The sequence below is a fragment of the Amazonocrinis nigriterrae CENA67 genome, assembly GCF_016056305.1.
GTDB classification, from domain to species: Bacteria; Cyanobacteriota; Cyanobacteriia; order Cyanobacteriales; family Nostocaceae; genus Amazonocrinis; species Amazonocrinis nigriterrae.
On record NZ_JAECZC010000008.1, the window covers coordinates 1 to 14,645 of the forward strand.

General features: G+C 38.7%; 8 protein-coding genes. 6 read left to right on the top strand and 2 right to left on the bottom strand.

What is annotated here, in order from left to right; translation table 11 throughout:
- The first annotated feature begins 89 nt into the window (after positions 1–89).
- Positions 90–338: a hypothetical protein gene (locus I8748_RS06605; protein WP_198123857.1), complete on the top strand. Its 249-nt coding sequence runs from the start codon at positions 90–92 to the stop codon at positions 336–338.
- Positions 339–430: 92 nt separating this feature from the next.
- On the opposite strand, the gene kdpA is transcribed toward I8748_RS06605, so the two are convergent.
- Complete coding sequence (gene kdpA / locus I8748_RS06610) at positions 431–2,176, bottom strand: potassium-transporting ATPase subunit KdpA (RefSeq protein WP_198123858.1); 1,746 nt, start codon at positions 2,174–2,176, stop codon at positions 431–433.
- A 517-nt stretch (positions 2,177–2,693) separates the two neighbouring features.
- Here kdpA and I8748_RS06615 point away from each other — a divergent pair.
- On the top strand, positions 2,694–3,794 hold the full coding sequence (locus I8748_RS06615; protein ID WP_198123859.1) for a sensor histidine kinase: 1,101 nt from the start codon (positions 2,694–2,696) through the stop codon (positions 3,792–3,794).
- Position 3,795: 1 nt separating this feature from the next.
- Positions 3,796–4,467, top strand: coding sequence for a response regulator transcription factor (locus I8748_RS06620; protein WP_198123860.1), 672 nt, complete (start codon positions 3,796–3,798; stop codon positions 4,465–4,467).
- A 119-nt stretch (positions 4,468–4,586) separates the two neighbouring features.
- On the opposite strand, the gene I8748_RS06625 is transcribed toward I8748_RS06620, so the two are convergent.
- On the bottom strand, positions 4,587–5,198 hold the full coding sequence (locus I8748_RS06625; protein ID WP_198123861.1) for a metal-binding protein: 612 nt from the start codon (positions 5,196–5,198) through the stop codon (positions 4,587–4,589).
- 294 nt (positions 5,199–5,492) lie between these two features.
- Here I8748_RS06625 and I8748_RS06630 point away from each other — a divergent pair, with 294 nt between their 5' ends.
- From I8748_RS06630 to I8748_RS06640, 3 genes are all read left to right on the top strand, one after another.
- The gene (locus tag I8748_RS06630; RefSeq protein WP_318781196.1) at positions 5,493–6,176 is read left to right on the top strand and encodes a Mo-dependent nitrogenase C-terminal domain-containing protein; all 684 of its coding nucleotides are present in this window, start codon (positions 5,493–5,495) and stop codon (positions 6,174–6,176) included.
- 70 nt (positions 6,177–6,246) lie between these two features.
- The gene (obgE, locus tag I8748_RS06635) at positions 6,247–7,275 is read left to right on the top strand and encodes a GTPase ObgE (RefSeq protein ID WP_198123863.1); all 1,029 of its coding nucleotides are present in this window, start codon (positions 6,247–6,249) and stop codon (positions 7,273–7,275) included.
- Positions 7,276–7,971: 696 nt separating this feature from the next.
- On the top strand, positions 7,972–14,055 hold the full coding sequence (locus tag I8748_RS06640) for a hybrid sensor histidine kinase/response regulator (RefSeq protein ID WP_198123864.1): 6,084 nt from the start codon (positions 7,972–7,974) through the stop codon (positions 14,053–14,055).
- Positions 14,056–14,645 lie beyond the last annotated feature (590 nt).

Genomic DNA, 14,645 nt, shown 5'->3' on the forward strand with positions numbered 1-14,645 from the left:
GAGATGGGGGAGATGAGGGAGATGGGGAAGATGGGGGAGATGGAGAAATGGGGAGAGATTAGTGGGACAAACTGCGTTGTAAATTTATAATGTCTTTTGAGCTTTTGAAGCTGACAGTTGAGCTTTTGAGCTTGGAAATTGCACCTTTGAGCCTGAAAGTTGCACCTTTAAGCTTGGAAGTTGCACCTTTAAGCCTGAACGTTGAGCCTTTAAGCTTGGAAATTGAGCCTTTGAGGCTGACAATTGCACCTTTAAGCTTGGAAATTGAGTCTTTGAAGCTGACAGTTGCACCTTTGAGCTTGAAAGTAGCAGCTTTCAAGCTCAAATTTCGACCTTGACCACTGACAACTGACCCTTACGGGTTCGTCAGTTGTTCATGGGGGAAACCCCCAAGACCACACTGACTCACCACTGACAACTAACAACTACACTACCCAATCCCTTTCGCAATCCAGAAAGCTTCGCCGATGGGGCCGAATGCTAGGACTGGGAAGAATGTCAGTGCGCCGAGGATTAAAATTACGCCTGCGGTTACGCCTGTAAATAATCCGGTGTCAGTTCGCAATGTTCCAGCAGTGAAAGGAACTTGTTGTTTGCGGGACATACTATCTGCTAGTAATAGCAAACCGATAATAGGAATGTAGCGTCCGGCGAGGAGACTGAAGCAAGCACTGAGGTTCCACCACAAGGCAGTTGCGGTGGTTTTTGCGCCAGTTGCAATAGCCAAAGGTGAAGGTTGAGAATCGCCTAAGCCTTCAAATCCCGAACCATTATTAGCCGCAGCGGAGGCGTATTCGTAGATGACTTGAGCAAAGCCGTGAAAACCTGGATTGCTGATTCCTGCTAGTTGGTCGGGAAAGGCTAAAGCTATTCCCGCTGGAATCATAATGGCAATGGGGTGAACTAAGAGAATCAGAAAACTGGCAAGTACCACCTCACGCTTTTCGATTTTGCGTCCAAGAAATTCTGGTGTGCGTCCTACCATCAAGCCTGTAACAAATACTGCCAAAATTAAGTAGGCAAACAAATAAGCTGTTCCTGTACCTTGTCCACCCCAAATGATTTGTAAAAACATATTTGAGAGGGTGACAAAACCACCGTTAGGCATGAATGAGTCATGCATACTATTGACTGCACCGCACATAGTGCCGGTTGTACTCACAGCAAACAATGCAGACTGCGCCCAACCAAACCGAACTTCTTTTCCTTCTAAATTTGGTTGTGTACTCCCCAAAAGTGTATTGACTGCTGGATTGCCGTTATATTCACCAATGGCGGTGATGATAATGAAAACTAAATAAATAATGCCTACCATGCCATAGACTAACCAAGCTTGTTTAGTGTTGTTGGCAAACAAGCCGTAAGTGTAAATCAAGGCTGTGGGAATTGACAGCATCGCCACAACCTGAATTAAGTTAGAAAACCCATTGGGATTTTCAAATGGATGTGCTGAGTTGATGGCGAAAAAGCCGCCGCCGTTTTCTCCTAGTTGTTTGATGATTTCAAAATGGGCAACGGGGCCGCGAGCGATCGCTTGACTAATATTAGAATCTTCTAAAGTAGGGAATACAACTGGCCCCGCTAAAGTTTCGGGAACACCAGCGGCCATTAGGGCAATACCACCCACAATACAAATAGGTAGCAGAATTCGCGTGATTGAGCGAATTAAATCTACATAAAAATTGCCCAACGATCTACCAGTCAATCCGCGAATAAAGGCAATCCCTACCGCTAACCCAGTCGCCGCTGAGGTGAACATATGATAGCCAAGTCCCCACATTTGACTGGCATAACTGAGGTAGGTTTCACCAGAGTAGTGCTGTTGGTTGGTGTTGGTGATAAAGGATATGGTTGTGTGTAATGCTGTGTCCCAAGTTGGCGCACCTATTTTGGTAGGGTTGAGAGGTAGCCATCCTTGACTCATGAGGATGAAGAAAATCAACAAACCCATGACTATGTTGCTGTATAAGATAGCTCTTGCATACTGCCAACCTGTCATATTTTCTTTAGTTGCAACACCTACCAAAGAGTACAGTATTCGCTCAGTTGGGTTCAAAATTGGGTCGAGGAAAGTGCGTTGTTCTTGGTAGACACGCGCCATATATCTCCCAAAAAAGGGAGTTAACGCTACAACAATTAGTAGCGTTAATGCTATTTGAATCCATCCTTGTAGCATAAATTATACCAATTGCTAATTCATAATTGTTAATTAAGAATGTCAAAATTTCTTGTGAGGGGTATTAATTAAACTCCAATATAAGTAAATACTCTTATTTCATCAAATACTCTGTTGCAATGAGAATTAAAATTAATTATCTGAATTTTTGTACATAGCAATTTCTGCTGGAATTATTTGTATCATCTATTGATTTGGTCACAAAAACAAGAGATAGAAGATATAAAAATAGGCTTATTTTTCTTGATTTAGCGTTTATTTTTCTATATCTAGCGTTTAGATGAAGCTATATATTAAGTGTTTAGTGCGTTTATATATTTTCTAAACGCTAATTTTTGTACAAAAATAGTTTATGATAATTAAATTTAAGGTCAGAATTTAGGAGTCAGAATAATTAAAGAATCAGATAGTCTGGTAGGGTGTGTTATCGCGCCAGCATCAACACCGCCAGAGATTTGCAGTGCGTTACGGACGATAGTCCGTAACGCACCCTACAAAACTACGCTATATATTTTAAATGCTTTTATTTGCAACGAAATTACTGACTAAAAACTCACAATTGAGCAGATTGGCAGTCATATTGGGGCTGTTTGGTGCTGTGATGTTAATGGAGTTTGAGACACCAACTGAATATGTGTTTGGATATCTTTATACAGGGCCAATATTATTGACAAACTCATGGTTTGGCAAAATTGCCAACTTTCAGGCGACAACTTTTGCTGTATGCTTAACAATTTTAAATCTTTTCTTACCAGGGGGTGAAGTGATTAAGCCATCCACAGCTGCCAGTAGAGCGATCGCTGCAATGGCTTTGATTGTTACTGGGGTGTTAAGCGATCGCTTACGTCGTTCCCAAGAAGCGATCGCCCTTACCCGTGCCAAGCTAGAATCTCAAGAAGAATTAGCCAAAGTCAGAGAAGATTTTGCTTCTACACTCACCCATGATTTAAAAACGCCTTTGCTGGGAGCAATTGAAACTATCAAAGCATTTCAACAAGAAAAATTTGGCCCAGTCTTACCAACCCAGCAAAAAGTTTTGGACACAATGGCACGCAGTCACAAGACTTCTTTACAACTTGTAGAAACATTGTTAGATGTCTATCGCAACGATACTGAAGGCTTAAAACTGGACTTAGCACCTGTAGATTTAACTAACTTAGCCGAAGAAGTAGCTAGTAGTTTAATTGAATTAGCTGCCAATCGTCGTGTTCATCTGTCGGTTAGTTATAGTGATTCTGATTGGCGAAGCGCCTTGTGGGTTTTTGGTGACGCACTGCAACTGCAACGAGTTTTTAACAATCTTTTAGTGAATGCGATTAATCATTCGCGGCGCGGTGCAAGGGTAGAAGTAGTTTTAGAACCACAAGCTTCTTACCAAGTGGTAAAGATTTTGGATACGGGTGCAGGTATTCAACCAGAACAGTTTCCTCATTTATTTGAGCGATTTTATCAAGGACATAGCGATCGCCAAGCCAAAGGTTCAGGATTGGGGCTTTATTTATCTCGTCAAATTATTGAAGCTCACAAAGGTATAATTTGGGCAGAGAACAGAGTTCCAACCGGTACGATGTTTGCATTTAAATTGCCCGTTTATCCATTTCAATCTGTAACTGCCTGAAATGTCCTCTACTCCAATCAAAATTCTACTTGTTGAGGACGATGAACTCTTCCGACTAGGCTTGCGCGTGCGATTGCAACAAGAACCAGGGTTAGAGATTGTTGCTGAGGCTGAGGATGGTGAAACAGCTATCGAGTTAGTCAAGCAAAATCTTCTGGATGTGGTGTTATTAGATGTGGGTTTGCCAGGAATTGGTGGAATCGAAGCTTGTAGACAAATTAAACAGCAAAATCCTCTGCTGCCAATTTTAGTTTTGACTTCCCATTCGCAAAAACCTTTGATTACACGCTTAATTGAAGCAGGCGCACAAGGCTACTGTCTCAAAGGAATTGCTGCTGAAAAATTAGTTTTAGCACTGCGTTCTGTGGCTGCGGGTGCTTCTTGGTGGGATGCAACTGCAACCCAAGAAATTCGTTCTTCCTTGAGTTACGAACCACCTCAACCTGAGCCAGAAAACATTATAAAACCTTCCAATCCGCTAACTGGGCGTGAACTAGAAATCCTCTCACTGTTAGCCGCCAAAAAAACCAATCAAGAAATCGCTCATACACTGTATATTGCACCTGGAACAGTGCGCGTGCATATTCATGCGATTTTACAGAAATTAGAAGTGAGCGATCGCACTCAAGCTGTGGTTGTAGCTTTGCAAAAACAATTGATTAAAAATCAATGAAAGGGAACGGGGAACAGGGAACAGGGAAGGGGAAATATTCCTACTCCCTACTCCCCACTCCCTACTCCCACCTCAAGTTACTATCTTTGACTGCAACTTGGTATAATCTTGAGGTGAGACTATTGTTTTGTACGGCTTTTACTAATTCTTGGTTTAGACCGACGACTAGGGCGACTTGTAGCTTTACGCTTCTTAGGTTTACTACTAGGAAGTAAACCACGAATTCCTTGCTTTTGAAAGCGCTTGTATGCCGAACCACTCCAATCGCTGAGAGAATGACTCATAGCACCGAGTTCTAAACCTAAAAATAAGGCAAGAAATTCTGTACTGTAATTAGTAAGCGATCGCCCGACATTTTCACCTACATCTTGCCAAGTAAAAGTGAGATTCCACAGCTTGGCAACAATTAGCAAAACGAAAAGTGCCAATACAGCTAGTAAACAACTTAGATAAAGCACCCGTAGCGTTGTGCCAATAATCGGCCCGTGAGATAAAAAAGAGCGATGGCGGAGACTTCTTTGATAAGGTAGCCAAATCCAACGCAAAAAACCCCAACGTTGGTATTGCAGAGAATAAATATCCAAATCCGGGCCAAACATCAGCCCGCCAAACAGAAACCCACCTGCAACCAGCAAAGTCACATTGCTACTACGACTTTGCCACAAAGTGACACCCGCCACCAGTGGCAGAGCATATAAAGTAATGCGATCATGTGTCCGGCCAGATGGCATCCTAAGTCCTGAGTAGTGATTACGAGTGAGTATAATTCATAATCTCACTTGAGGGGAGATGAGGAGGATGGGGGATGAGGCAATACGGTTCGGTTAAAGGGGAAAGGGGAAAGGGAAAAGGGGAAGAAAAACCTTTAACCCAAGCCCAGTAACCTTTTCCCCAAACCCTATTGTGAGTTTAAAATGCTTATCCGAACCGTATTGGGGGATGAGGGAGATGAGGGAGAAATTGTTTCCCAATTCCCAATTCCCTTATTGTTGGTAGCCTAGTATTGACTTAGGAAAGCTAGAAGTGTGAGTTTTATGACAAGTGCCGTTGAATCTACCTACAGCCCCGAACAAATTGCCGCTTGGTTGCGGGGATTACTTACTGTTGCTTGGGCAGATGGAAACTTTGATGAACAAGAACAGCAATCAATAGCTAGTATCACCAAGGAAGAATTAGCTCCTAGCTTAAAATGGGAATCGCTAGAAGTAATTACACCAGAAGAATTAGCCACAATTTTGGGTAAAGGTACACCAGCAGCGGAAAATTTCTTACGTACAGCGGTGATGATTGCGATCGCAGATGGTACATATTCTCTTAGCGAAGATGAAATCTTGCACCAGTTTTGTCAAGCTTTAGAACTGCAAGATGATATACTCAAAACCCTGCGTCACACTTTAGAACAAAAAGAACAGCAAATCGTTCCCGCCCCAGCTTTACCCAAAGCACACCCATATGACCCACTGCGCCCCATGCGCGACTGGCTGGACGGGCTAGACATCGAAGATCCCAGAGTTGCCCGTTTTTTATGTAAAATGATTCCTTCCCAATGTCCCTTTGAACGCGATGTAGTTTTGTTTGGACACAAAATTGTTCACATTCCACCAATGTGTAAAATCAATCCGTTATATGAACAACTCGTAGGTTTACGTTTTCGCGCCCTCTCCTATCTAGCAGATAAATGTGGTGAAGATGTTTCACCATATATTTAGGTGAGTGGTCAGTGGTCAGTAGCAACTAACAACTGACAACTAACAACTAACAACTAACAACTGACTAACTATGCAATTTATCGATCAAGCAGAAATTGAAGTAGAAGCTGGTAAGGGTGGAGATGGTATTGTCGCCTTCCGGCGCGAGAAGTATGTACCCGCTGGTGGCCCTTCTGGTGGTAATGGCGGACGTGGTGGTTCAGTAATTTTTGTTGCCGACGAAAACCTGCAAACCTTGCTAGATTTCAGATATAACCATCTGTTTAAAGCCGAAAACGGTGGCCGCGGCGGCCCAAATAACCGTACTGGGGCAAATGGCAAGGATTTAATAATCGAAGTTCCCTGCGGTACGGCTGTTTATGATGCTGAAACAGACGCTTTACTCGGTGATTTAATCAAAGCTGGAGAAAGATTGCGTATTGCCGAAGGTGGTAAAGGTGGACTAGGAAATCAGCATTTCTTGAGTAACCGTAACCGCGCCCCAGAATACGCCCTCCCAGGTTTACCAGGAGAAAGAAAGCTACTGCGTCTGGAGTTGAAACTTTTGGCGGAAGTGGGAATTATTGGACTACCAAATGCAGGGAAATCCACTTTAATTTCATCTTTATCAGCTGCACGTCCCAAAATTGCAGATTACCCCTTCACTACTCTCATCCCGAATTTGGGTGTAGTGCGGAAACCCACTGGTGATGGTACAGTTTTTGCAGATATTCCCGGTTTAATTGAAGGTGCTGCCCAAGGTGCAGGTTTGGGACATGATTTTTTACGCCACATCGAACGCACACGGGTATTGTTGCACTTAATTGATGCTACTAGTGATGATGTGATTAGAGACTACAATACAATTCAGCAAGAATTGCAAGCATACGGACGGGGTTTAAGTGAGCGATCGCAAATTCTCGCACTCAACAAAATTGATGCAGTTGATACGGAAACAGTAGATTTAGAAGCGCTAGCCACCCAACTAAATCACCTTTCCTATGCCCCAGTTTTCTTAATTTCCGCTGTCACCCGCACCGGCATAGACCCAATGTTACAGGAAATTTGGCGAATTCTGGATGAAATTAATGCTGTTGAAGAAGTCGAGGTGTTGGGCTGATTGATGCAGTGGTTGTGTTAATTCAAGTAAAAAAAACAGTTAACTGACTCAAAATGTCAAGCTTGGTTCTATACTAATTCAGCTATCTACCTTGAGGCTTTAGTATTTCTATAATTTCTCGGTATTTAGCTAATTGAAATAGAATCAAAAGCCTAATGAATCTCGCTGCTATTCTCAAAGACTCTAATTACAAGCTGTCTCAATTCACACCCCAAGAAATTATATACAGCAATGTGTTAAGTACATGACGAAACGGCGCATGAGGCATTCCCTGTCCTCTCTTTTCTGGCTCCTTGGGAAATATATCTTCAAACAGCTTCCACTCCAGGTCGCTTAACCCTTTAAATCGCCCAGCCATACCCTGACACAACTTATCTTCATCAACAGCAGATTATCATATAGCTGGTATTAATGGGATAGGTTCATGACAGCTTTCCAGAAGGTAAAGCAACAAGCCAAGAATTAAAAGTTGAGGTGTATGCTAGTTCGCATCACAAGATTTTAAAATAATAGTGTTAGAGTGAGTAGAATTATTTACAATTAACACATCACAAACGAGCGATAAACTATGAGAATCATTTTGAAATTATTTTACGTTTTAAGTAGTTAAACATCCATAAATAAGCCTTTGAATGCCAAAATTAAGTTTTTTCCAATTAATTTTCAAAGTTAGTTGACTCCAGTGACAAAATAAACATGAGTATTATCCTTGGCGATTATCACCTCATCAAAGTTATTTTTGATGGTATAGATACTTATATCTACGGGGCTTTTAAAGAATCACAAGAAACCCCAGTAATTATCAAAACTCCAAAAGCTGAGTATCCCAGCATAAAACAAATTGCTCATATCAGGCACGAGTATCAAATACTGCAATCTCTGCAAATAGAAGGAATCATTCAACCTCTAGCCTTAGAAAACACACAGAATGGTATAGCACTTATCTTGCAAGATTTTGAGGGAGAAATACTTTCAGATATTATTAGTACACACAAGTTAGAGTTAAACAATTTTTTGCAAATTGCTATTCAATTAGCTACGACATTATATCAGTTACACCAAAATAATATTATTCATAAAGATATCCAACCTCATAATATTCTAGTCAATTCTAAAACTAGCCAAACAAAAATTATCGATTTTAGTCTGGCATCATTTCTATCAAGAGAAAATCAGATAGTTATTGATCTAAATTTGTTAGAAGGAAATTTAGCTTATGTATCACCTGAGCAGACTGGGAGAATGAACCGCTCATTAGACTATCGGACTGATTTTTACTCATTAGGAGTAACATTTTATGAAATGATAACTGGCAAACTGCCTTTTGTTGCAGAGGATCATTTAGAATTAGTTCACTCACACATTGCTAAAATTCCAGTTCCACCTCACAAATTAAATTCTAAAATACCGCTAGCAGTATCTGATATAGTCATGAAACTGTTAGCTAAAACTGCCGAAGAAAGATATCAAAATGCTTTGGGGTTGAAAGCTGATTTAGAATTATGTTTACGCCAATTGCAAACAACTGGTAAAGTTGAAAATTTTGTTGTTGGTCAACTTGATTTATATAGCCAATTTTTGATTCCTCAAAAACTTTACGGTCGAGAACAAGAATTTATTAAATTGATGGATGCTTTTGACCGAGTTAGTTCTGGAGCAACAGAGTTAATACTAGTTAGCGGTTATTCTGGAATTGGTAAGTCTTCGTTGGTTAATGAAGTTCATAAACCTATTATCCGCCAGCGTGGTTATTTTATTTCGGGAAAGTTTGAACAATATAAACGGAATATACCTTATGCTTCATTAATTCAGGCTTTTCAAGAATTAATCAGACAGTTATTAACCCAAAGTGCTAGAGAAATAACAAACTGGAAAACAAAAATATTAGAAGCAGTGGGTATCAATGGCAAAGTTATTATTGATGTTATTCCTGATGTTGCCAAGATTATTGGTTCTCAGCCTGAAATTCCAAAATTAGGAATTAGTGAAGCTGAAAATCTATTTAATCGATTATTTCAACAATTTATTAATGTATTCACTCAAGCTGAACATCCATTGGTAATTTTTTTGGATGATTTACAGTGGGCAGATGCAGCTTCTCTCAAGTTTATCAAACTGCTGATTAATGACCCTAAGAGTAAGTATTTATTACTATTAGGAGCGTATCGAGATAACGAGGTAAGTCCAAATCACCCGTTAAGATTAACTCTAGAAGAACTGCAAAAATCTGGTGCAAACGCAAATGTTACTAATATTATTCTTCAGCCTTTAGATATTTGGCATGTGAAAGAATTAGTTAACGATACACTTCATACTTGTTTAGAAAAATGCCATGAACTAGCTGATTTAGTATTTAATAAAACTCAAGGAAATCCATTTTTTGTAACCCAGCTACTCAAATCTCTTTACCAAGAAGACTTGTTATTCTTTAATTTTGATACAGGATACTGGCAATGGAAGATTGAACTTATTAAAGATATTGAAATTACTGATAATGTTGTTGAATTAATGATAAATCAAATTCAAAGACTATTACCAGCAACACAAGAAATTCTGAAATTAGCTGCTTGTATTGGTAATAAATTTAATTTAGATATTTTAAGCATTGTTAATCAAAAGTCTTTGTCAGAAACAGCCAAGCAACTATGGGAAGCTTTGCAAGCAGGTTTAGTTTTACCTGTAGACTCATCTTATAAAATACCTTTAGTTGTTAATGAGCAGGTAGAACAACTTAGAATAGAGCAAAAACATCAAACAATTGCATATAAGTTTTTGCACGACCGTGTACAACAAGCATCTTATTCTTTGATCCCAGATATTCAGAGAAAAGTAACTCACCTGAAGATTGGGCGATTACTTCTCCAGAAATTTTCGGTTGAAGAGCGGAAAGAAAATATCTTTGATTTAGTAAATCATCTCAATTATGGCATTGATTTATTGACTTTAGAGTCGGATAAATATGAGCTAGTTGAACTCAACCTTATAGCTGGACAGAAGGCAAAAGCAGCAGCAGCTTATGATTCCGCCATGCGCTATTTAAAGGTAGCTTTGAGCCTATTGACAATTTCTAGTTGGAATCAACAGTATGAACTAACATTAACTTTGCACGAGGAAGCAACAGAAGCGGCATTCCTCAGCGGTGACTTTGAACAAATGGAGGTATTAGCTCAAATAGTATTGCAACAAGCTAAAACGCAACTGGAAAAAGTGAAAGTTTATGAACTGTGTATCAAAAGTTTTGAAGTACAAAGAAAACTAATTGAAGCAGTGCGGCTTGGTCTACAAGTTCTGGAAATGTTGGGAGTAAAACTGAAGCAATCACCAACTTCGTTAGATATTCAAAAAGCTATTAAAGAAACCACAAGCAATTTATCAGGTAAAGCTATAGAAGATTTAATTAATTTGCCTCCAATGACAGATACTCATAAACTAGCAGCTATGAGGTTAATAGCAAGTTTAATTCCTGCTGCTTATCAATCTTCACCTGCATTATTTATTTTGATGGCTTGTCAACAAGTAAATTTATCTATTCAATATGGAAATACGCTGTTTTCAGCTAGCGGTTTTGCTGATTATGGAGTAGTTTTTAGCGGATTATCACAAGATATTGAAGCTGCTCATCAAATTGGGCAACTAGCATTAAATTTATTAGAGCGTTTAGATGCTGTTGAAGTTAGAAGCCAAGTTTTGTTTAAAGTAGCAACTTTGATTATTCATTGGAAATATCATGTGAAAGAAACTTTACCACTTTTAGAAGATGCTTATTTTAGTGGATTAGAAGCTGGGGATTTAGCACATGCTGGATATTCAGCAAGTAATAAATGTCAATATTCCTACTGGAGTGGTTCGGAATTAAATAGCTTAGAACGAGAAATGGCAAAATATAGTAAGGCAATTTCTGAAATTCATCAAGAGACTGCCCTGAAATGGCATCAAGTATTTCATCAAACAGTTTTAAATTTAAGAGGATTGTCCGAAAAACCTTACTGTTTAATAGGTAAATATTATAATGAGGAGCAATTATTGACACTGCACATCCAATCAAATGAGCGAACAGTAATTCATTATGTATTTCTTAATAAACTAATTTTATGTTATTTATTTGGTGAGTTCACTCTAGCTGTCGAAAATTCGCTACAAGCTCAACAGTATTTAGATGGAGTAACAGGCTGGTTAACTGTGCCTTTATTTCATTTCTACGATTCTCTAGCACAACTGGCAATCTATCCAGCGAATTCATCCGCAAATCAAAAACTTCTTCTAGATAAGGTAAAAATTAATCAACAAAAAATGCAAAAATGGGCAGACTATGCACCCATGAATTTTCAGCATAAATATGATCTGGTAGAAGCAGAGAAAGCACGAATTTTAGGTCAATATTGGCAAGCAATGGAATACTATGACCGAGCCATTGCTGGAGCTAAAGAGCAAGGATACATTCAGGAAGAAGCTCTTGCCAACGAACTAGCAGCAAAGTTTTATCTTGAGTGTGGTAGAGAAAAGGTAGCTCAGACTTACCTGGTTGATGCTTATTATGGATATAGTAAATGGGGAGCAATAGCAAAGCTTAGAGAGTTAGAAACAAAATATCCACAAATTTTTGTCCCATTGTTGGAGCAAAGAACGCACAATTTTAAAAAAAACCAACTTTTTTACTCGGCAAATACAAGTATTAGCAAGTCTTTTGATTTAGCAACAGTTATCAAAGCTTCACAAGCTCTTTCTGGTGAAATTATTTTCCACAAATTACTATCTAAGTTGATGCAAATTTTGCTGGAAAATGCTGGTGCAGAAACAGGATTTTTAATTTTAGAGAGAGCAGGTGGTTTATTTATAGAAGCTTCAGGTAGCTTTGCCCAAACTGAAATCCATGTGCAGCAATCAATACCTGTAGAGTCTAGTAAGCAATTACCTATATATATAATTAATTATGTATATCAGACTAGGGAGAATATTGTACTCAACGATGCTACCTATGAGGGAGGATTTACGACGGATAACTATATTACTCAGCATCAACCAAAATCTATTTTATGTAGCCCGATTATTCATCAAGGGAAGGTGATTGGTATTCTTTATTTAGAAAATAAATTGATTGCTGGAGCATTTACACCAGAACGATTAGAAATTTTACAACTTTTATCATCACAAGCTGCAATTTCCCTAGAGAATGCTCGTCTATATAATGAGTTAGAAGAATCTAATCGGACATTAGAAATCAAAGTTAAAGAGCGCACTATTGAATTACAAGATAAAAATTTACAATTACAACAAGAAATTAGCGAACGGCAAAAAGCTGAAGAAATAGCCGCATCAGCCAACCGTACTAAAAGTGAATTTCTTGCTAACATGAGCCATGAACTGAGAACCCCACTTAATGGTATTTTGGGTTACACTCAAATATTTCAGACAGATACATCTTTAACTCCTAAACAAAAAAATGGCATAAATATTATTCATCAATGTGGTGAACATTTGCTAACACTAATTAATGATATTTTAGACATTTCTAAAATAGAAGCTAAAAAAATGGAGCTTTACTTACAAGAGTTTAATTTTTTAGCTTTTTTAGAAGGAACAGTAGAAATTTGTCGAATTCGAGCGCAACATAAGGGTATCAGTTTAATTTATCAACCTTTATATCCACTACCTAGTCTAATTTGTGCTGATGAAAAACGCTTACGTCAAGTTCTAATTAATTTACTAAGTAATGCAGTTAAGTTTACAAAAAAAGGTAGTGTTACTTTTAAGGTAGGCTATGTAAATCAGGATGGAAACTGGGTAATAAATAAGGAGAGAATAGCAGATAAATTATCAAATTTAAAAATTCGATTTCAAATAGAAGATACAGGAATTGGTATTGCTCCAGAACAATTAGAAGAAATATTTTTACCTTTTAAGCAAGTAGGTGAAGATAGCCTGAAAACAGAAGGAACTGGATTGGGTTTGACTATTAGTCGCCAATTAGTACAGATGATGGGAAGTGAGTTATATGTCACGAGTGAATTAGGTAAGGGTAGCGTTTTTTCCCTAGATTTGGAATTACTAGAAGTTCTACAACACTCAAATAATAATAAAATTAAAGAAATTAAAAAAATAATTGGTTTTTCAGGCGCTAAACGCAAAATTTTAGTGGTAGATGATAAATGGGAAAATCGCTCTGTATTAATTAATATCTTAGAGCCTATAGGTTTTGAAATTGCAGAAGCAACTGATGGGTTAGATTGTCTTCAAAAGGTTCCTGAGTTTCAGCCAGACTTGATTTTTATGGACTTAGTAATGGCAGGAATGGATGGATTTGAAGCTACCCGCCGCCTCAGAGTCTTACAAAACTTGAAGAAAGTAATAGTGATTGCTGTATCAGCTAGTATTTTTGAATTTAATCAACAAGAAAGTCGCAGAGTGGGGTGTGATGATTTTCTACCGAAACCAATTCAAAAAGGAGAAATTTTAGAAAAATTACAGGTTCATTTGGGACTGGAATGGGTTTACGAAGATCAAGGTAAGGCAAGCAATATTAATAATGAAAATGAAACTTTGACTAATACTTTAAATTTGGTAGATTCGACTTCTATTGTGCCTCCTTCAGCAAGGGAACTAGCAATTTTATTAGATTTGGCTATGCGAGGTGATTTAAAAAGCATTACTGAACGATCTGTCAAACTACAAGAAATGGCTGATGAATTACAGCCTTTTGCTCGTCATTTATATCAACTAGCTAAAGGTTTTAAAGTAAAACAAATATTGGCATTTCTCAAAAACTATTTTGAGCCTTTATAAGTCGAGATTTGACTAATTTGTCACCCTTAAAATGGGCAAGTTTGACCTTTGAGTTGAGTTTTCTGCGCTTGTATCAAGCCTGGTGTCCATTGTGTTATGCCAGTTGGCGTACCCAGAATCGAATAATCTACAACCCACTGCTGTGGTTAGCTGGTTTTGGAATCAACCAAAACCTTTTTGAAAACACGCCCTAGTCTGTCTTAAAAAGTGACATTCCTGCGAACACCTGAGTACTCGCGATCGCTAACAGCTCGTCAAAAGCCAGCGCTCACACTTCAGGAAAGCCTAAGTCGGCAAACCCCTCTAAGCAACTGGCTTGACTTTTCCCACTCATCGCCCACTTTCTTGTTTTAAATTCTGAAGTGGGACTACTGGCGATCGCAAATGCTTCCGGGTTGCTACTGCTAGCAACGCTCGTACTGGCGGCTGCGCTTATTCTCCTAGCTTTTGACCTACTAGCGGGTACGACATTCTACAACCCACGATGAATATACCAAATGAAATCAACACGAAGGAATTTATGTCATTAGGCCTCAACATTTAGATGCGTTTGCCCTGCATATATTTGGAGCCAACGTAAATCCAGATTA